The following is an 18,633-nucleotide window of genomic DNA, read 5'->3' as shown; positions in this document are numbered from 1 at the left end:
GGCGAGCGCCTCCTGACAGGCCATGGCGTCCGACAGCAGCGCGGACTTCAGGCCGGCCGCCTTGAGGTCGAGCAGGTACTGCAGGGCGGTGACGCCCTCGGGGCCGTTGAAGGCGGCGCTCTTGCCGTCGGCGGCGAAGACGCTGCCGCCGTTGGCCCACAGCAGCGGGTAGAACGTGAGGTTCAGCGTCCCCTCCGGCGCGCCCGCGTACGCCAGCACCGCGACGCCCTTGGCGGCCAGCCTGGGCGCAGTCCTCGATCAGGGTCAGCCCGTGCTCGTCGGCCAGCGCGCGCAACTCCCCCGTCCGGGCCGGGGCGCCGAACAGGTGGACCGCCATGATGGCCCGGGTGCGGGGCCGATCAGGGCGGCGACCGCGGCGGGATCGAGATTGCCGTCGGCGGGATCGACGTCGGCGAAGACAGGAACGGCGTTCTGCGCCAAGATGGGGGCCACGGTCCCGAAGTCCGGGATCGGTGTCGTGATGATCTCGTCTCCGGGGTCCGGCGCGGCGGCCACCACCGAAAGGTGCAGTGCGGCGGTACCGGAGCTGCAGGCGATCGCGTGGCGGGAGCCGTACATCTCCCGCATCGCGCGTTCGAGTTCCCGCGCCTCGGTGCCCCAGACCGAGTTCAGCATGCCGGAACGGATCACCCGCTCGGCCGCGGCGACCTCTTCGTCACCGAGGGTCCGCCCGCCGGGTTCGGTCATGGTCGGGAACTTCAGGGGCCAACGGATACCTCACAAGATAGAATTGCGGTCTTGACCGTAATAATGAGCCCCTGGGAGGCGCGGGTGGGAATCGTCATCGGTGTCGTCGGCCCGCACGATCTGGTCGACGACGTCGCCGCCACCTGCGAGGAGCAGCCCGGCACGTCCGCGCTGCGGCTGGACTACGACCACGAGTCGCAGGCCACCTCGATCGTGGAGGCGCACTCCGCCGCGGTGGAGGGCTGGCTGTTCACCGGGATCGTGCCCTACATGCTGACCCGCGACGCCGACGCGCTCACCCGGCCGGCGGCATTCGTCGACTACACCGGCTCGACGCTGCTCAGCGCGCTGATCCGGCTCCAGCGCGAGGGTCAGGACGTGACCACGCTGTCGATCGACACCCTCTCCCCCGCCGACGTGGCGGCCACCTTCACCGAGGCGGGGCTGCCCATCGACGGCCTGCGCACCCTCCCCTACCGCTCCGGGATGACCTCGGCCAAGGCCGTCGCCTTCCACCGGCGCGGCCCCGAGCACGCCGCGATCACCTGCCTCAGCTCGGTGCACGAGGCGCTGCGCGGCGAGATGCACGTGCTGCGCCTGGCCCCGTCCCCGCACTCGGTGCGGGTGGCGCTGCGCCAGTTGCTGCTCACGGCCGAGGGCCAGGCCCAGGAAGACGCGCAGATCGCGCTCGGGCTGATCGAGGTGGAAAGCGACGAGGGGCTGCTGCGCGAGGCGGCTGCCCTCGGCGGCACCGTGGCCGCCTTCCGCGGCGGCACCCACCTGCTGGTCACCACCCGCGGGCCGCTGCACGACGCCACCCGCGGCTTTTCCGGACTGCCGATGCTGTCCCGGCTGGCCGTCCACAACGCGGTCGTCCGGGTGGGTTTCGGGCTGGGACGCAGTGCCGCCGAGGCGGAGAGCCTGGCCCGCAGGGCGCTGGCCAGGGCGCGGCGCATCGGGGAGGTGGCGGCCGTGCTGTCGCTGCGCGCCGACACCGACATCGTGCTGGAATCGGTGCCCTCGGCCGGGCCCGCCCAGCAGAACCTCGCGGTGATCGCGCGCCGGGTCGGCCTGTCCGTTCCGACCCTGGAAAAGCTCATCGACGCCCGGACGGCCGCCGGCGGCAAGCCGCTGACCACCCGGGAGATCGCCGACCGGCTCGCTGTACAGCAGCGGACCGCGCGCCGGATGCTGCACCGCCTGGAACTCGCCGGGCTCGCCGAGCGCACCGGCAACCTGACCAGCGGGACGAGCGGCCGTCCGCTCACCCTCTACCGGCTGACGCTCTAGGAAAGCCACCGGGAAAGGCCCTCGGCGACGAAGTCGTCGTCGCGCAGCCACGGGTAGGCCGCCCAGATCCGGTCGATCTCGGCGAGCTGCCCCGGGGACAGGTCCTCGGCCGGGTCCAGGCACCAGCGCCCGGCCAGCAGCCCCTGCCGCCGCAGCACCTCGTGGATGCCCAGGATGCACCCGTGGAAGCCGTGCACGACGTCGAAGATGGCGGCGTGGGCGTCGGTGAGGTGCCCGTCCAGGGTGAGCAGCCGCCGTACCGCGCCGTCGTCGCCGGCGCGGGCCCCGTGCGCCTCGTCCAGCAGTTCCACCACGCGCCGTACCCACACCGCCCACTGGCCGAGCAGCCCGCCGACGAACTCGACCTCGACCTCGCGGCCGTCCACGACCACCCGGTGCGGGGTGATCAGGTCGGCCAGGATGTGGTCGTCGTTGCCGGTGTAGAGGGCGAGATCGGCCTCGCGCCCGGCACGGCAGACGCCGTGCAGTACGTCCAGCGTGCGGTAGCGGTCGAAGGGGGCGACCTTGATCCCGGCCACCGACTCGATCGCGGCCAGCCTGGTCCAGAAGTCCAGGGACAGGACGCGCCCGCCGACCGCCGGTTGCAGGTAGAAGCCGATCACCGGCAGCACCTCGCCGACCGCCCGCGCCCGCTCGATCAGCGCGTCCTCGGTCAGCTCGCGGTGCGGGCTGAGCAGCACCATGTGGTAGCCCAGCGAGGCGGCGAGCCCGGCCTCGGCGACCGCCTGTGCGGTGTCACCGGTCGCGCCCGCGATCAGCACCACGTCACGGCCCTTCGGGCCGCTCTGCCAGCGGGCCTGATCCCGCTCGCCCAGCGCAGCGCCAGCACCCCGGTGTCCTCCGAGCGCAGGCCGTGGTGGCGGTGGGTGGCGCAGGCGGCACCGGCCAGCCGTACATCGGGGCCGAACAGCCCGACCAGCAGCTCGACGCCGTGGACGCCCATCGTGACCAGGGTCCCGCCGCCCTCGGCCGGATCGTCCTGCTAGCGGTTGTAGCCGATGGTCCACAGGCCGACGTCGTGGCGCACGGTCGCGCGTACGGCGTGCACCTCGCCCCGGGCGGCGAGGTCGCGCAGCTCATCGGCCCGCGCGGCGAACGCCGGGGAGAAGCGCAGCACCGAAGCGGACAGGATCCGCTCGGCCGCCGGGGCCGCCACCGCCTCCAGCTCCGCCAACTGCGCGCGCGTGGCGGCGGCCGGCTTGTTGACGAAGCACGGCGGCCCGGCGGCCACCACCTTGGCGAGCACCCCGGCCAGCCGCGGCGTCGGCACCGTCAGCACGACCCCGTCGGGCCACGCCGCCAGCAACTCCTCCGGACCGCCACCACCCGCGCCCCGGGATGCTCGCCGGCGAACCTGGCCGGACGTTCCTCGTCCTGCTCCCACACCACCAGGTCGGCGTGCGGCGCGATCGAGCGCGCGTCGGTGAAGGGATGGCTGGTGGCGAGCCCGGCACTCGCCCCAGAGCGCCTGACCACAGGCACCAGCGGCAGCCGAGCCGAGCCCAGGCCGAACGACACACGCGCCAACGGCCCGGCCCACGCCCCCTGCTGACCCCGCCTGGCCACAGGCGTCGGCGGCCCGCGGCCCCGAACGACGTACAGGCCCATACGATGCCGCTTGGTCACAGGCGTCGATGACAGCCCGAACAAGCCCCCACAACCCGAACGGCGTATAGGACCTGACGGCGAGGGTCCGGCAGACGCGGCCCCCTGTTGGCCCCGCAGAACCAAGACCCGTGGTGGGGTGCGTTCCGTTTCAGGTGTGCAGGGCGCGGGCGGCCTGGGTGGCGGTGTGGCGGGCGGTGGCGGCGGCGCGGCGGGCGCGTTCCTCGTCGCGGGCGGCGACGTCGCGGCGGTGTTCGGCGGCGGCGAGGTGCTGGCGGGCCTCGGCGAGTTGCCGGGTCAATGACTCCACCCTGGCCGCCGCCCGGTCGTGCTCGGCCGTGGCCTCGGCGAGTTCGCCGGCCCATTCCCCGTGGCCGCGCTCGGCCTCCTCGGCGGCTCGTTCGGCGGCGGCAAGGGCCTGCTCGAGCTCCTTGCGGCGGCGGTCTTCCGGCTCGCGTTCAGGGCGCTTCCCCGCAGGCCGCTTGGCGGTCGCCTTGCCGGTCGCGGTCTTGGCGCGCGGGGCCGCAGGGGCGGGGGCCGGGGTGAAGCCGGTGTAGCTGAGCGGGCGGGTCAGACGCCCCCGCCGTACCTCCTGCGCGGCCCCCTCGTCCACCGTGGCCGCGTCGAGGGTCTGCTCCATCTCCGTGGCGGCGCCGCCGGCCAGCGGGCGTCCGGCCCGTTCGGCGTGCTCGCGCACCAGCCGCGCCAGCCGTGCCGTGAGCGGCCCGCGTTCCCGGGTCAGCTCGGCGATGGCGGCCGGGTCCTGGTCGGCCCAGGCGGCCCGGAGCCGGCCGCCCAGGTCGGCCAGGTCGGCGAACGCATCGGGCGCGGCGCGGGCCGCGTGGTTGACCGCCCACGCCGCCACGGTGGGCTTGCGCAGCCTGCCGATCTCCTTGGCCAGCGAGGCGTCCCCGGCCTGCCTGGCCGCCCTGGCCAGCGACTCGCGCTCCCCGGTGAAGTCGTCGGGGTCGAGCGCGTAGAGCCGGTCCGCCGCCTCTTCCAGATCCACGCCTGAAAGCTACCCACAATTTGCGCGCCGCCCGCGTCCATTCCCCCGGGGCCCGCGCCTGTGGCGCATAGTGGAAGCACAGAATTGGCACAGCCCCGCTGGAGGCTCTCCGTGTTCGAGCGATTCTCCGACCGTGCACGCCGCGTGGTGGTCCTCGCCCAGGAGGAGGCGAAAGCGCTGGAACACGGCTATATCGGCACCGAACACATTCTGCTGGGCCTGATCGGCGAGGAGGAGGGCCGGGCCTCGGTCGTCATCCGCGAGGCGGGGATCGACCTCGACGGCGCGCGGAGCGAGGTACTGCGGATCGTCGGGCGCGGCGAGGGCCCGGCCGCGGAGCACATCCCGTTCACCCCGCGGGCCAAGAAGGTGCTCGAACTCGCCCTGCGGGAGGCGCTGGTGCTCGGCCACAACTACATCGGCACCGGCCACATCCTGCTCGGCGTGATCCGCGACGGTGAGGGGGTGGCGGTGAAGGTGCTCACCAAGAGCGGCCTCGGCCTGCCGCTCTTCCGGGAGCGGATGATCGACATACTGCGGACCACCCCGGCCGAGGCCGGAGAGCCGTCCGCGCCCCACCCCCAGGCACCGCCGTTCGCCGGTCCCGGCCTGATCCAGCGCCTCGAACGCCTGCAGCGTAGCGTCGACCGGATCGAGCGGCGCCTGGACGCGATGGGCGCGCCGGCCGACCCGTCGCCGCCCCGGGAGGACCGGCCCTCCGGCGAGGACGACGACTGAACACCGGGTTCAGGATGCGGTGGCCAGTTTCGTCACGGCGCCGAGCGGAAGCCTGCCGGTGAGCACTCCCGGCTCGTCGGTGTAGGCGAGTGCGGCGCCGAGCGCGATCAGCAGTCGCCGCATGCGGGTGTTGTCGGAGAGCAGGGTGGCGCGCACCTCGGTGAGTCCGCGGTCGCGCGCCTCGCGCAGCAGCATGCGCGCCAACGCCGTACCGAGGCCCATGCCCTGCCGGCGGTCCTCGATGAGGAAGGCCATCTCGGCGACGCCGGGGTCGGCGGTGATCAGGAGCGAGGCCAGCCCGACCAGGCGGTCCTCATGGCAGGCGACCAGCGAGTGGGCCGGGGCGAGGCCGCGCAGCCGGGGCGGCAGTGTGGGCGCCGTGGTGAAGTAGCGGAACCTGCGGCTCTCGGGTGAGCAGCGCTCGTGCAGGTCGCGTACCGCCTCCCGGTCGAGGGAGGTGAGCGGCGCGACGGTCACCTGCGTGCCGTCGGCCAGGCGGACCGCGCGACCGGCGGGCTCGGCGGGCGGGCGGGCCAGCCGCACGAAGGCGGCGGCCCGGGCGGCTTCCACAGGGGTGAACGGCCGGTCCGCCCGACGCAGCCGTACCGCCTGACGGGGGCCGACCGGCACCGTGAGCTGCGCCGGGTCGAGCGGGCGCGTCTCCCCGGCCCGACCGGCCGCGCCGCCGTACACCCAACGGGCGCTGTCGGCGCGCAACAGTTCGGCCAGGAGTTCGGGCAGCCGCCACGGCACCGCGCGCAACCGGGCCGAAAGCAGCAACACCCGCGTCGGCTCATCCGTCTGCGTCACAGCCGGAATCACCCGCCCACCACCCGGCATCCGCCCGTCCAGATCCGACCCGGCGGACATCTGCGGCGAGATCGGCATATCGGCAAAGGACGCATCCACTGAACCGCTCTCGGCCAAGCCGACGTCCGCCTCGGCAAAGCCGTCCCGCTCGCCGAGCGGCATCCGCCTCCGCCCAGGCGCCTCGGCCGAAGACCCGTCGCCCACGTCATCCACGGCCGGACCGGCACCCGCCGCCGGAAGCCCGTCCTCTTCGCGCGCCGGCATCCGCGACGACGCGGACGCCCCGGCCCAGGACTTCCCCGCCGTACCAGCCACATCCGACGCGGCGGGGACGTCGGCGAAAGAGTCGTTCGCCGCACCGTCCCCGGCCAGGACGACACCCGCCTCGGCCGGACCGGCACCCGCCGCCGGAAAGCCGTCGCCCTCACCGACCGGCATCCAGTCGGGAACCTCGCTGAAGGGGCCGAGCGTCGTGGTGTTCGGGCCTGGGGCGGCGGCGCCGAGGGGCAGGGCGGTGAGAGAGGCGCCCACCCTGTCATCGCGATCCGGATCGACGTGCCCCTTGCCGACCGGCGTGGCCTGTACGGGTCGTTCGTCCACGGTCGTGCGGATCCGCCAGAATGCCATGCGGTCTTCTCCCTCCGTCACCCCAAGGGTGCCGCAGGGCTGTTACGCCCCTGCTACACGACGATGAGCCCGCCGTTTCGGCACGCCGGACAACGTCTGAAAGATCCGGCGGGCGACCGCGAAAGGCCCCCGTGCGGTCACACCGCCCGAGGACCGCGATCGCTCGCGCCGCGCGCCAGGGCGCGGCGCGTCAGTAAATGGTGCGGGGGGAGGTGCGCAGGCGCTCAAGCGCCTCGGCCAGGATCGCCGCGCCGTCCTTGTCGCTGCGGCGCTCCTTCACGTAGGCCAGGTGCGTCTTGTAGGGCTCGTTCCTTGGCGGCGCGGGCGGGTTGTTCTGGTCCTGCCCGGCGGGCAGGCCGCAGCGCGGGCAGTCCCAGAACTCGGGGACCGCCGCGTCACTGGCGAAGCTGGGGCGCGTCTCGTGCATGTTGGCACACCAGAACGGGACCCGGACACGTGGAGCTGCCTCGCCGCGCTCGGCCTCCCCCATCGGGCCGGCGCCGACTCGGCTGCCACGGATCGCGTTGCCACTACCCACGGATGAACTCCTCGCTCGATCGCCCCGCGACCACGCGGGGGAGAATCTCTGTCACAGGCCGCCCCTTTCGCGCCAGGGCGGCCGAATCCGGCCGTCACCGGCCCGCGACGGGGTCGCGGGCGGGATTCGGGCTCCGGTTTCAGGGGCGAAGTATCAGGCCCAGCGCGATGATGCAGATGAGCCACACCGCGCCCGTGATGACGGTGAGCCGGTCGAGGTTGCGCTCGACCACAGAAGACCCGCCGAACGACGAGGAGAACCCGCCGCCGAACATGTCCGAGAGGCCACCGCCCTTGCCCTTGTGCAGCAGGACGAGCAGCACCATGAGCATGCTCGACAGGATCAGCGCGATGGAGATTCCGATTGTCACCGTAGACCTGTTCCCTTGTGCGCGTCCCCGCGTCCGGGGCGCGATCCCTAACACGACGTCGCCGGCGTGACGATTCAAACCTGCTCTACGAGGGTACGACGCGAACACGCGCCGCACCCTCCGAACGGCTTAGTTAACCTGACAATTCGCCAAAACGGCAAATTTTCACAAACTCCGCGGGATCAAGACTGGCGCCACCGACAAGAGCGCCGTCCACGTCGGGCATCGCCATGATCCCGGCGACGTTGTCAGACTTCACCGAGCCACCGTAAAGAATACGGATCCCGGCGGCGACATCGCCGTCGTACAGCTCGGCGAGTCGCACGCGCAGCGCCCCGCAGACCTCCTGCGCGTCTTCGGGGGTGGCGACCTCACCGGTACCGATCGCCCAGACCGGCTCATAGGCCACCACCAGCGAGGCGGCCTGCTCGGCGGTGACCTTCGCCAGCGCGCCGTCGAGCTGGGCGACGCTGTGCGCCACCTGGCCGCCCGCCTGGCGGACCGGCAGCCCTTCGCCGACGCACAGGATGGGCGTGAGCGAGTGCCGGTACGCCGCCAGGACCTTGGCGTTGACGAGCTCGTCGCCCTCGCCGTGGTACTGGCGCCGCTCGGAGTGGCCGATCGTCGCGTAGGTGCAGCCCAGCTTGGCGAGCATGGCCGCGGAGATCTCGCCGGTGTAGGCGCCGGAGTCGTGCGGGGACACGTCCTGCGCGCCGTACACGATGCGCAGTTTGTCGCCGTCCACGAGGGTCTGCACGCTGCGCAGGTCCGTGAACGGCGGCAGCACGGCCACCTCGACCGCGTCGAAGTCCTTGCCGGTGAACGAAAAAGCCAGCTTCTGCACATGGTTGATGGCCTCAAGGTGGTTGAGGTTCATCTTCCAGTTACCGGCGAACAAGGGTGTGCGCGCCATGATCGTCAGTCCTCCAGCGCCGCGAGACCGGGCAGGGTCTTGCCCTCAAGGTATTCCAGGCTGGCTCCGCCGCCCGTGGAGATGTGGGAGAACCCGTCTTCGGGGAAGCCCAGCGTGCGGACCGCGGCGACCACGTCACCGCCGCCGACCACGGTGAAGGCGTCGGACGCGACCAGTGCCTCGGCCACCGCGCGGGTGCCTCCGGCGAACGCGTCGAACTCGAAGACGCCCATCGGGCCGTTCCAGAACACCGTGCCCGCCCCGGCCAGCTTGGCGGCGAACAGCTCACGGGTGCGCGGGCCGATGTCCAGGCCCTCGCGGTCGGCCGGGATGGCCGTGGCGTCCACCACCTTGTGCGGCGCGTCGGCTGCGAACTCCGTCGCGGCCAGCACGTCCACCGGCAACACCAGCTCCACGCCGCGCTTGGCCGCCTCGTCGATGAAGCCGCGCACCTGGTCGAGCTGGTCCTTCTGCAGGATCGAACCGCCCACCTCATGGCCCTGGGCCGCGAGGAAGGTGTAGGCCATGCCGCCGCCGACCAGCAGCCGGTCGACCTTGGCGAGCAGGTTGGCGATCACGCCGAGCTTGTCGGAGACCTTCGCGCCGCCCAGCACCACCGCGTACGGCCGGGCCGGCTCGACGGTGAGCCGGCGCAGCACCTCGACCTCGGCCAGCACCAGGCCGCCCGCCGCGTGCGGCAGGATCTTCGGCACGTCGTAGACGCTGGCGTGCTTGCGATGCACCGCGCCGAAGCCGTCGCCGACGTACAGCTCGGCCAGGGCGGCCAGCTTCGCGGCGAACGCGCCGCGCTCGGCGTCGTCCTTGGACTCCTCGCCCGGCTCGAACCGGAGGTTCTCCAGCAGGGCCACCTGGCCGTCGGCCAGGCCGTCCACCGTGCTTCGCGCGGACTCGCCGACCACGTCGGCGGCGAAGGCGACCTCCCCGGCGACGCCCTCGGCGGCCAGCAGCTCGCCGAGGCGCGCGGCGACCGGCCGCAGGGAGTACTTCGCGTTGGGCGATCCCTTGGGCCTGCCCAGGTGGGCGCAGACGATGACCCGCGCGCCGCGGGCGGCGAGGTCCTTGATCGTCGGCACCGAGGCCCGGATCCGGCCGTCGTCGGTGATGGTCTCCCCGTCGAGCGGCACGTTGAGGTCGGCGCGTACCAGGACGCGCCGCCCCTTCACGTCGAGTTCGCTGGCCGCGCGCATCAGAGGTTCGCGCCCACCAGCGTGACCAGGTCGGCCAGGCGGTTGGAGTAGCCCCACTCGTTGTCGTACCAGCCGACGACCTTGACCTGGTTGCCGATCACGCGGGTCAGGCCGGCGTCGAAGATGCAGGAGGCCGGGTCGGTGACGATGTCGGCCGAGACGATCTCGTCCTCGGTGTAGGTGAGGATGCCCCGCAGCGGGCCCTCGGCGGCGGCCTTGAGCGCGCCGTTGACCTCGTCCACGCTCACCTCGCGCGAGACGTCGACGGTCAGGTCGGTGGCCGAGCCGGTCGGGATCGGCACGCGCAGCGCGAAGCCGTCCAGCCTGCCCTTCAGCTCGGGCAGCACCAGGCCGATGGCCTTGGCCGCGCCGGTCGAGGTCGGCACGATGTTCAGCGCGGCGGCCCGGGCCCTGCGCAGGTCCTTGTGCGGGCCGTCCTGGAGGTTCTGGTCCTGGGTGTAGGCGTGGATGGTGGTCATCAGACCCTTCTCGATACCGAAGGTGTCGTTGATGACCTTGGCCATCGGGGCCAGGCAGTTGGTCGTGCAGGAGGCGTTGGAGATGATCGTGTGCGCGGCGGGGTCATAGAGCTCGTGGTTGACCCCCATCACGATCGTGACGTCCTCGTTCTTGGCGGGGGCGGAGATGATGACCTTCTTCGCGCCGTTGTCGGCGTGCACCTTGGCCTTGCTCGCGTCGGTGAACAGGCCGGTCGACTCCACGACGACATCGACGCCGAGGTCGCCCCACGGGAGCTTGGCGGGGTCGCGCTCGGCGAACGCCTTGATGGTCTTGCCGTCCACGTTGATCTCGTCGGCCGAGGACTTCACCTCGTACGGCAGACGGCCAAGGATGCTGTCGTACTTGAGCAAGTGGGCGAGGGTCGCGTTGTCGGTCAGGTCGTTGACCGCAACGATCTCGATGTCCTTGCCGCTTGCCGCAACTGCACGCCAGAAGTTGCGGCCGATACGGCCGAAGCCGTTGACGCCTACGCGGATGCTCACGGCACCGATCTCCTCGTACATCGGGGTGCGCCGGACCGGGACCGGCGCTGTCCACAGGTTATGAATCTCAATCACGCACCCTATCGAACTTAAATTGGTGTAGACCACTTCTGGGTCCCCGATTGAGATCGCGATTCCCGGACGCGTGGGGCAGCGGTGAAGTAGAGTGCCCGCCCTGTCCATATTCACGACAACTGTCCGAGGAACCCCCCATGGCACACAGCGACACCACACCCCGATCCGGCCTCGTCGCCGGGATCGCGGTCGGCCTCATCGCGACCGTGGTCGGGGCGGGCGCCTACGGCGCGATAGTCGTCATCACCGGTCGCGAACTCGGCATCGCCGCGATCGGCATCGGCGCCATCATCGGCGTGGCCATGATGGCCGTGCAGCCCACCAGCCCGGTACTTCCCGCGCTGGCGGCGCTGTTCGCCCTCATCGGCTGCGCCCTTGGCCAGATCGGCGCCGTCACCCAGCTCCTCATCAACGAACTGGCCAAGGAGAACATCGCGATGGGCCACGCCGAGGCCCTGACGAACGTCATCGGCGGCTTCGGCGCGTTCATCGCCAAGGAACCGATCATCCTGCTCTTCTGGGTGATCAGCGCGGCGGCCGGGTTCAGCTTCGTCAACAACAAGGTCAAGGCCGCTCGCGCCGCCCACCTGGAGCCCCAGGCGGGCGTCAAGGGCCCCGGCGGGCCGATGCCGGGCTCCTTCGGCGCGCCGGGTCAGGCCCCGGCGGGCACGCCCCCGCAGGACGGCGGGGCGAAGCACCCCGGCGCCTGACCGTCGCACAGCGCGACCCCGGGCGGCCCCGGACCCCGCCCGCCCGCCCGGGCACATCGGCCGCTACGCCGTCACGACGAGAGCATCTCGACCGTCAGATTGGCCTCGGTGTTGGGCACGCCCAGCTCCACCGCGCGCTTGTCGGCCATGGCCAGCAGCCGCCGGATCCGCCCGGCGATCGCGTCCTTGGTGAGCGGCGGGTCGGCGATCTGCCCCAGTTCCTCCAGTGACGCCTGCTTGTGCTCGACCCGCAGCCGCCCGGCGACCACCAGGTGCTCGGGGGCGTCGTCGCCGAGGATCTCCAGCGCCCGCTGCACCCTGGCGCCGGCGGCCACCGCCGCGCGCGCCGACCTGCGCAGGTTGGCGTCGTCGAAGTTGGCCAGCCGGTTGGCGGTGGCGCGCACCTCGCGGCGCATCCGCCGCTCCTCCCAGGCCAGCACGCTGTCGTGGGCGCCGAGCCGGGTCAGCAGCGCGCTGATGGCGTCGCCGTCGCGGACCACCACGCGGTCCACGCCGCGCACCTCGCGCGCCTTGGCGTGGATCTTCAGCCGCCGCGCCGCGCCCACCAGCGCGAGCGCCGCCTCCGGACCGGGGCAGGTCACCTCCAGTGACATCGACCTGCCGGGCTCGGTGAGCGACCCGTGCGCCAGGAACGCGCCCCGCCACGCGGCCTCGGCGTCGCACGTCGCCCCCGCGACGACCTGCCGGGGCAGCCCGCGCACCGGACGCCCGTGGTTGTCGATCAAGCCGGTCTGCCGGGCCAGCGCCTCGCCGTCGCGGTAGACGCGCACGACGTACCGAGACCCCTTGCGCAACCCGGCGGGCGCGAGGACCAGGACCTCGGCCTTGTGCCCGAAGACCTCCCCGATGTCCCTGATCAGCCGGCGGGCCGTGGCGTTGGTGTCGAGCTCGGCCTCGATCACGATGCGGCCGCCCACCAGGTGCAGGCCGCTGGCGAAGCGGAGCAGCGTCGAGACCTCCGCCTTGCGGCAACAGGGCTTGAGCACCGATAGGCGGCTCAGCTCGTCTTTCACCACACCTGTCATGGCCATGTGCGTTAGTCCTCCCCCATACAGACCCGGCTCACAGCAGTCTCTCGCACTCGCCGCGCGCACTGACCAGGATCAACGCTTCTCATGGAAAATCTCGTCAAGGACCGATGCAAGACGTCGTGCATCGTGCCTGGGCGAGCCGTCGGACCTGGCGACCTCCGCCGTGACCAGCCGGGCGCCCATCGCGACCGCGGCCTTCTCCAGTTCCTCGTGGTCGTCGACCACCCCGGTGTCGGCGAGCACAACGTCCAGGTGCAGCGCGGGGGCGTGCTGCCGCAGGACCTCCAGGTGCTGCTGGGGGGAGAAGCCGTCGGTCTCGCCCTGCTGGGGGGCGAGGTTGAGCGCGACCAGCCGCCTGGCCCGCGTCTCGTGCAGGGCCTGGGCCAGCTTGGGGACCATCAGGTGCGGCAGCACGCTGGTGAACCACGAACCCGGTCCGAAGATCACCCAGTCGGCCTCCCGCACCGCCTTGATGGCCTGCGGCGAGGCCGGGGGGTCGGGCGGGACCAGCGAGATCGCCCGCACCCGGCCCGGGGTGGAGGCGCAGGCCACCTGCCCGCGAACGGTCGAGATCCGGCCCTCCAGCTCCACCTCGGCCACGATGTCGAGCGGTACCGAGGCCATCGGCAGCACCCGGCCGTGCGCCCCGAGCAGCCGCCCCACCCAGTCCAGGCCGGCCACCGGGTCGTCCAGCAGCTCCCACAGGGCCACGATGAGCAGGTTGCCCACCGCGTGCCCGTGCAGGTCGCCCTCGCTGCGGAAGCGGTGCTGCACCACCTCGCTCCAGGTGCGGCCCCAGTCGTCGTCGCCGCACAGCGCGGCCAGCGCCATCCGCAGGTCGCCGGGGGGCAGTACGCCGAGCTCCCGGCGCAGCCGGCCGCTGGACCCGCCGTCGTCGGCCACCGTCACCACGGCGGACAGCTCAGAGGTCACCCGGCGTAACGCGGACAGCGAGGCGTACAGCCCGTGCCCTCCACCGAGCGCCACCACCCGTGGCCCCGCGGCGACCCGGTAGGCCCCCGACGACTCGGGCGACGCCGATGGCCCAGCGGACCCCGGCCCGCCGGGCGCGGGCGAGGCGGATGACCCGGGCGGCTTCGGGCGGGCCGGCGGGCCGCCTGGCACCGGTGGCGGGGGTGAGCCCGGGCGCGCGGGCGCGGGGGGATCGTCGTTCGGCCGGCTCACTCCCGGCCCACATCCCGGTGACTCACCTGGACCTCCATCTGCCGGTCGCGCAACCGCCCGGCGAGCTGCTCCGCCATGGCGACACTCCGGTGCTTTCCACCGGTACATCCCACCGCAAGCGTGGCATAGCCCTTGCCCTCGCGCGAATAGCCCGCCGCGACGATGCCGAGGACCTCCTCGTACGCGTCCAGGAACTGCTTGGCGCCCGGCTGGTTGAGGACGTAGTCGCGCACCGGGGCGTCCAGCCCGTTCATCGGCCGAAGCTCGGGAACCCAGTGCGGATTGGGCAGGAACCGGCAGTCGATCACCAGGTCGGCATCGACCGGCATGCCGTACTTGTAGCCGAAGGAGACCACGTTGATCCGCAGCCCCGGCCGGTCCTCCCCGCCGAAGAACGCCACGATCTTGTGGCGCAGCTCGTGCACGTTGAGCGACGAGGTGTCGATCACCAGGTCGGCGTTGGCCCGGACATCGCGCAGGATGCCCCGCTCGCGGGCGATGCCGTCGACCAGCCGCCCCTCCCCCTGTAGCGGGTGCGGCCTGCGGACGTTTTCGAACCGCCGGACCAGCTCATCGTCACCCGCCTCCAGGAAGACGACGCGCACCCTCACGCCGCGCCCCTCCAGCTCCTCGATGGCCACGTTGAGGTCGCTGGTGAAGGCGAGGCTGCGCACGTCGACCACGGCGGCGACCTTGTCGGCCGCCAGTTTGGCCCGGCCGACCTCCTCCGCCAGGGAGAACAGCATCCCGGGCGGCAGGTTGTCGATGACGAACCAGCCAAGGTCTTCCAGGGCCTTGGCGGCGGTGCTTCGCCCCGCGCCGGACATGCCGGTGACGATGACGAACGCCGGTTCGCCCCCTTTGGCGGTGGCGTTCATGGCTCTTCCCCCCTCATGAGGACCTCAGTGAGGACATGATCACCTCGGCCAGCGCGGGCCCGATGCCGGGCACCTCGCAGATATCCTCCACCGTGGCGTCACGCAGCCGTTTGACCGAACCGAAGTGCCGCAACAGCGCCTGCCTGCGGGCGGGGCCCAGCCCCGGCACCCCGTCCAGCTCGCTCTCCTTGACGCCCTTGGCGCGCTTGGACCGATGGTAGGTGATGGCGAAGCGGTGCGCCTCGTCACGGACCCGCTGGAGCAGGTAAAGGCCCTCGCTCGTCCTGGGCAGGATCACCGGCTGGTCATCGCCCGCCGGCCAGACCTCCTCCAGCCGCTTGGCCAGGCCGCACACCGCCACGTCATCGACGCCCAGCTCGTCGAGCGCGCGCTGGGCGGCGGCGGCCTGGGCCGGGCCGCCGTCGACGACCACGAGGTTGGGCGGGTAGGCGAACTTGCGCGGGCGGCCGGTCTCGGGATCGATCGGCTCGCCGCCGGGCTCGGGCCCCAGCTCGCCCGTGGCGCTGCGCTCCTCCAGGTAGCGCTTGAAGCGCCGCGAGATCACCTCGTGGATCGAGGGGACGTCACCCTGCCCGGACATGCCGCGGATCGCGAAGCGGCGGTATTCGCTCTTGCGGGCCAGGCCGTCTTCGAAGACGACCATCGAGGCCACCACGTCGTCGCCCATGGTGTGCGACACGTCATAGCACTCGATGCGCAGCGGCGCCTGGTCCAGGCCGAGCCCGTCGGCGATCTCCTGGAGCGCCTTGCTGCGGGTGGTCAGATCGCTGGCCCGGCGCAGCTTGTGCTGGGCCAGCGCCTCCTTGGCGTTGCGCTCGACCGTCTCCATCAGGGTCTTCTTGTCGCCGCGCTGCGGCACCCTGACCTCGACCCTGGCCTTGCGCTGCTCGCCGAGCAGCTCGGCCACCGCGTCGGCGTCGGGCGGCAGCGCGGGCACCAGCACCTCGCGGGGCAGCGCCTCCGGCGCCGCATCGCCGTACATCTGCAGCAGGAAGTGCTCGACCAGCTCGCCCGCGGAGGTCTCCTCGACCTTGTCGACGACCCAGCCGCGCTGCCCGCGGATGCGCCCGCCGCGCACGTAGAAGACCTGGACGGCGGCTTCGAGCTGGTCGTCGGCCAGCGCGATGACGTCGGCGTCGGTGCCCTCGCCGAGGACCACCGACTGCTTTTCCAGCGCCCGTTGCAGGGCCTGCACGTCGTCGCGCAGCCGGGCCGCGCGCTCGAACTCCTCCGCCGCCGCGGCCTCGCGCATCTCGCGCTCCAGGCGCTTGATGAAGCGGCCGGTGTTGCCCGCCATGAAGTCGCAGAAGTCATCGGCGAGCGCCCGGTGCTCCTGCTCGGTCACCCGGGCCACGCAGGGCGCGGAGCACTTGTCGATGTATCCCAGCAGGCAGGGACGGCCGATCTGGCCCGCCCGCCTGAAGACGCCCGCCGAGCAGGTGCGGACGGGGAACACCCGCAGCAGCAGGTCGACGGTCTCGCGGATCGCCCACGCGTGCGAGTAGGGGCCGAAGTAGCGGGTGCCCTTGCGCTTGGCGCCGCGCATCACCTGGACCCGGGGGAAGGTCTCGTCCATGGTGACGGCGAGGTAGGGGTAGGACTTGTCGTCGCGGTACTTGACGTTGAACCGGGGGTCGAACTCCTTGATCCAGGAGTATTCGAGCTGGAGCGCCTCGACCTCGGTGTTGACCACCGTCCAGTCGACCGCCGCGGCGGTGGTGAGCATGGTCTGCGTGCGAGGGTGCAGGCCGGCGAAGTCGGCGAAGTAGGAGTTGAGCCGCTGGCGCAGGCTCTTGGCCTTGCCCACGTAGATGACCCGGCCGCCGGGGTCGGTGAAGCGGTAGACACCCGGCGACTCCGGTATCGACCCGGTCGCCGGGCGGAAGCTCAAGGGGCTGCTCGCGGTTCTCGCCACGATTCAAAGCCTATCGGCCCCCACCGACAGAGCGGCGCGCCCGAATGCCTGTCCCGCCTGCCCTCGCGCGCCCCCGGACCCGCGTGCGCCCATGCCGCATGCCCCTGTCCGGAAGGGCGGTGCGCCTTCCCGGACCAGGGGCATGCGGCACGGCTCAGGCCAGGGAGATCGCGTCGCCCTCGACCTTGATCTGCTTTTCCGGGAGCGGTTTCGTCGCGGGCCCGGCCGCCACCGAACCGTCGGCGATCTTGAACTTACTGCCGTGGCAGGCGCAGTTGATCGTCCCGCCGCTGACGTCCTCGACCGCGCACCCCTTGTGCGTGCAGGTCACGCTGAACGCCTTGTACTCGCCCGCGGTGGGCTGCGTGACCACGATCCGCTGCTCCTTGAAGATCGCGCCACCGCCCTCGGGGATGTCGGACGTCCGTGCGAACCCGCCCTCGCCGCCCTCGCCACTGTCGTCGCCGCTGCCCTGGCTCGTCGCCGGAGCCGGCGGGCCGGACGCGGTGGCCGAGTCGGTGCCGGCCGCGCCGCCGGGATCGCCGTACGACGAGCACGCGGCCAGCACGGCCACAAGGCCCGCCCCTCCCGCGCCCACGACCAGCACGCGGCGCGTGGGGTCCGAGGCCCCTGTGTACGTCTGCGCGGCATCCCGCCCAGGCGAGAGGTCGCTCATCGCACGCCTCCCCGAAGACCGGACCCGACGTTCGGTGCGTGTCGCCACCTGTTCCTCACAAGCCCCTCCAAGCTGTTTCCTTACATTGACGTACGGATCAAACCGTCCGAATGGTTCAGCTTGCTCGGACCGGATTCCCCGGTTCCACGCACATTTACCGATAGGGGCAGGATGTCGTGGTCGACGTCAGCCGACGACGATGCCGTCGTTCTGCACCTTCAGCGGGAAGGCCACCAGGGGCGCCTCCGCCGGACCGGCCACGCACTTGCCGGACTCGATGGCGAACTGGCTGCCGTGGCAGGGGCACTCGATCACGCCGTCCCCGACCTTCCCGACGGAGCAGCCCGCGTGGGGGCAGGTCGCGGTGTACGCCTTGAACACCCCCGCGCTCGGCTGGGCGACCACCAGTTTCCAGTCGTCGAACACCTTGCCGCCACCGACCGGGATGTCCGTGGTCTTGGCGATGACCTTGCCCTTGATCCCCGGCGGCACGGCGGGTGTGGCGGGGGCGTTCGAGCCGCAGGCCCCCAGCACGGCGGCCCCGCAGGTCACGCCCACGGCGCCGAGTGCGCCACGGCGCGTCAGATCGCGTCCGGGCATGACGAAACCACGCGTCGAATCCGACATGATGTTGCGGCCCTCCTCGCAACTCCCCCGATCAACCGGGCTCGCACCAGCGTATTGACCGCCCCCCTCGCCCCCGGATCCAGCCCTCTCCCGGCGCGGCGGCGAAACCGGTCACCGCGAAACTGTCGGTGCCGGGGGCCATGCTCGTCCCATGGGCGAGACGGAGAGCGAGGGCGTGCGACTGCGGGCGGTCCGGCGCGGCGACCTGAAGGCGTTCCTGGCCCAGGAGCACGACCCGGAGGCGGTGCGGCGAGCGAGGTTCGCGCCGCGGCCGGAGGCCGCCTTCATGACCCACTGGACCGAGCGCATCCTGGCCGATCCCGCCGTCCTGGTGCGCACCATCGCGGTGGACGGCGAGCCCGGGGGCCATGTCATCTCATGGTGGGACGACGAGCGGCGTTTCATCGGATACTGGCTCGGCCGTTCCTACTGGGGCCGCGGCATCGGCACCACGGCTCTGACCCTCTTCCTCAACGAGGAGCCGGTCCGCCCGCTGTACGCCGACCCCTTCGCCGGCAACACCGCCTCGGTGCGCCTGCTGGAAAGACTCGGCTTCCTGCGGCAGGGCCGCATAGCCCACGGCGCCGCCGAGCACATCCTCCTCGCCCTGCACGGCACGCCATGACCGCGGCCCCCACCCGACCGGGCCGGGA

At 72.1% G+C, this 18,633-nt stretch carries 19 protein-coding genes and 4 pseudogenes; 4 read left to right on the top strand and 19 right to left on the bottom strand.

Annotated features, from left to right (window positions below; translation table 11 throughout):
* Positions 1–84 precede the first annotated feature (84 nt).
* Positions 85–219, bottom strand: a pseudogene (locus tag ACH34R_RS30305) (sugar ABC transporter substrate-binding protein); the annotation flags it as partial.
* 76 nt (positions 220–295) lie between these two features.
* Positions 296–636 (bottom strand): annotated as a pseudogene (locus tag ACH34R_RS30300) (DegT/DnrJ/EryC1/StrS family aminotransferase); the annotation flags it as partial.
* Positions 637–759: 123 nt separating this feature from the next.
* Between ACH34R_RS30300 and ACH34R_RS30295 the strand changes: the two are divergent.
* A complete protein-coding gene (locus ACH34R_RS30295; protein WP_397564938.1) occupies positions 760–1,998 on the top strand; it encodes a hypothetical protein in 1,239 nt (412 codons plus the stop codon).
* Here the strand turns inward: ACH34R_RS30295 and ACH34R_RS30290 are convergent.
* From ACH34R_RS30290 to ACH34R_RS30270, 5 genes and pseudogenes are all read right to left on the bottom strand, one after another.
* Positions 1,995–2,783, bottom strand: coding sequence for a dihydrodipicolinate synthase family protein (locus ACH34R_RS30290; protein ID WP_397564937.1), 789 nt, complete (start codon positions 2,781–2,783; stop codon positions 1,995–1,997). The two genes, ACH34R_RS30295 and ACH34R_RS30290, sit on opposite strands and share 4 nt — an antisense overlap.
* Positions 2,774–2,983, bottom strand: a pseudogene (locus ACH34R_RS30285) (hypothetical protein); the annotation flags it as partial. The pseudogene ACH34R_RS30285 and the gene ACH34R_RS30290, both read right to left, overlap by 10 nt.
* Before the next feature lie 18 nt (positions 2,984–3,001).
* The gene (locus ACH34R_RS30280; protein ID WP_397564936.1) at positions 3,002–3,325 is read right to left on the bottom strand and encodes a hypothetical protein; all 324 of its coding nucleotides are present in this window, start codon (positions 3,323–3,325) and stop codon (positions 3,002–3,004) included.
* A complete protein-coding gene (locus tag ACH34R_RS30275) occupies positions 3,292–3,501 on the bottom strand; it encodes a hypothetical protein (protein WP_397564935.1) in 210 nt (69 codons plus the stop codon). Before ACH34R_RS30275 ends, ACH34R_RS30280 begins: the two co-directional genes overlap by 34 nt.
* Positions 3,502–3,775: 274 nt before the next feature.
* On the bottom strand, positions 3,776–4,633 hold the full coding sequence (locus ACH34R_RS30270) for a hypothetical protein (protein ID WP_397564934.1): 858 nt from the start codon (positions 4,631–4,633) through the stop codon (positions 3,776–3,778).
* 111 nt (positions 4,634–4,744) lie between these two features.
* Here ACH34R_RS30270 and ACH34R_RS30265 point away from each other — a divergent pair.
* Positions 4,745–5,132, top strand: a pseudogene (locus ACH34R_RS30265) (Clp protease N-terminal domain-containing protein); the annotation flags it as partial.
* Positions 5,133–5,380: 248 nt separating this feature from the next.
* Here the strand turns inward: ACH34R_RS30265 and ACH34R_RS30260 are convergent.
* The 6 genes from ACH34R_RS30260 to gap form a co-directional block, all read right to left on the bottom strand.
* The gene (locus ACH34R_RS30260; RefSeq protein WP_397564933.1) at positions 5,381–6,808 is read right to left on the bottom strand and encodes a GNAT family N-acetyltransferase; all 1,428 of its coding nucleotides are present in this window, start codon (positions 6,806–6,808) and stop codon (positions 5,381–5,383) included.
* Between the two features lie 190 nt (positions 6,809–6,998).
* Positions 6,999–7,346, bottom strand: a complete 348-nt coding sequence (locus ACH34R_RS30255) for an RNA polymerase-binding protein RbpA (RefSeq protein ID WP_111171012.1) — start codon at positions 7,344–7,346, stop codon at positions 6,999–7,001.
* A gap of 139 nt (positions 7,347–7,485) precedes the next feature.
* On the bottom strand, positions 7,486–7,716 hold the full coding sequence (gene secG, locus ACH34R_RS30250) for a preprotein translocase subunit SecG (RefSeq protein WP_397564932.1): 231 nt from the start codon (positions 7,714–7,716) through the stop codon (positions 7,486–7,488).
* A 133-nt stretch (positions 7,717–7,849) separates the two neighbouring features.
* On the bottom strand, positions 7,850–8,629 hold the full coding sequence (tpiA, locus tag ACH34R_RS30245; protein ID WP_397564931.1) for a triose-phosphate isomerase: 780 nt from the start codon (positions 8,627–8,629) through the stop codon (positions 7,850–7,852).
* Between the two features lie 5 nt (positions 8,630–8,634).
* Positions 8,635–9,837, bottom strand: a complete 1,203-nt coding sequence (locus ACH34R_RS30240; protein ID WP_397564930.1) for a phosphoglycerate kinase — start codon at positions 9,835–9,837, stop codon at positions 8,635–8,637.
* Positions 9,837–10,841, bottom strand: coding sequence for a type I glyceraldehyde-3-phosphate dehydrogenase (gap, locus tag ACH34R_RS30235; RefSeq protein WP_397564929.1), 1,005 nt, complete (start codon positions 10,839–10,841; stop codon positions 9,837–9,839). The genes ACH34R_RS30240 and gap overlap by 1 nt, the downstream gene beginning before the upstream one ends.
* A gap of 212 nt (positions 10,842–11,053) precedes the next feature.
* Here gap and ACH34R_RS30230 point away from each other — a divergent pair, with 212 nt between their 5' ends.
* Positions 11,054–11,626 (top strand): hypothetical protein, encoded by a 573-nt coding sequence (locus ACH34R_RS30230; RefSeq protein WP_397564928.1) that lies wholly within the window; start codon positions 11,054–11,056, stop codon positions 11,624–11,626.
* A 71-nt stretch (positions 11,627–11,697) separates the two neighbouring features.
* Here ACH34R_RS30230 and whiA read toward each other — a convergent pair whose 3' ends face one another.
* From whiA to ACH34R_RS30200, 6 genes are all read right to left on the bottom strand, one after another.
* On the bottom strand, positions 11,698–12,678 hold the full coding sequence (whiA, locus tag ACH34R_RS30225) for a DNA-binding protein WhiA (protein WP_397564927.1): 981 nt from the start codon (positions 12,676–12,678) through the stop codon (positions 11,698–11,700).
* Between the two features lie 72 nt (positions 12,679–12,750).
* Complete coding sequence (yvcK, locus tag ACH34R_RS30220; protein WP_111171018.1) at positions 12,751–13,668, bottom strand: uridine diphosphate-N-acetylglucosamine-binding protein YvcK; 918 nt, start codon at positions 13,666–13,668, stop codon at positions 12,751–12,753.
* 191 nt (positions 13,669–13,859) lie between these two features.
* Positions 13,860–14,741 carry an RNase adapter RapZ gene (gene rapZ, locus ACH34R_RS30215; RefSeq protein WP_397564926.1) on the bottom strand — a complete coding sequence of 294 codons (882 nt, stop codon included), beginning with the start codon at positions 14,739–14,741 and terminating at the stop codon, positions 13,860–13,862.
* A 13-nt stretch (positions 14,742–14,754) separates the two neighbouring features.
* Positions 14,755–16,653, bottom strand: coding sequence for an excinuclease ABC subunit UvrC (gene uvrC / locus ACH34R_RS30210; RefSeq protein WP_397565164.1), 1,899 nt, complete (start codon positions 16,651–16,653; stop codon positions 14,755–14,757).
* A 178-nt stretch (positions 16,654–16,831) separates the two neighbouring features.
* Positions 16,832–17,353: a Rieske (2Fe-2S) protein gene (locus tag ACH34R_RS30205; RefSeq protein ID WP_397564925.1), complete on the bottom strand. Its 522-nt coding sequence runs from the start codon at positions 17,351–17,353 to the stop codon at positions 16,832–16,834.
* A gap of 186 nt (positions 17,354–17,539) precedes the next feature.
* Positions 17,540–17,980: a Rieske (2Fe-2S) protein gene (locus tag ACH34R_RS30200; protein WP_397564924.1), complete on the bottom strand. Its 441-nt coding sequence runs from the start codon at positions 17,978–17,980 to the stop codon at positions 17,540–17,542.
* A 151-nt stretch (positions 17,981–18,131) separates the two neighbouring features.
* On the opposite strand from ACH34R_RS30200, the gene ACH34R_RS30195 reads away from it, so the two are divergent.
* Positions 18,132–18,605: a GNAT family N-acetyltransferase gene (locus tag ACH34R_RS30195; protein ID WP_397564923.1), complete on the top strand. Its 474-nt coding sequence runs from the start codon at positions 18,132–18,134 to the stop codon at positions 18,603–18,605.
* The last annotated feature ends 28 nt before the right edge of the window (positions 18,606–18,633 follow it).

Origin of the sequence: Spongiactinospora sp. 9N601 (assembly GCF_044326295.1) — a bacterium.
Classification (GTDB): Bacteria; Actinomycetota; Actinomycetes; order Streptosporangiales; family Streptosporangiaceae; genus Spongiactinospora; species Spongiactinospora gelatinilytica.
The sequence above is the reverse complement of the archived record's forward strand: the minus strand, read 5'-3'. Positions and strand labels throughout refer to the sequence as shown.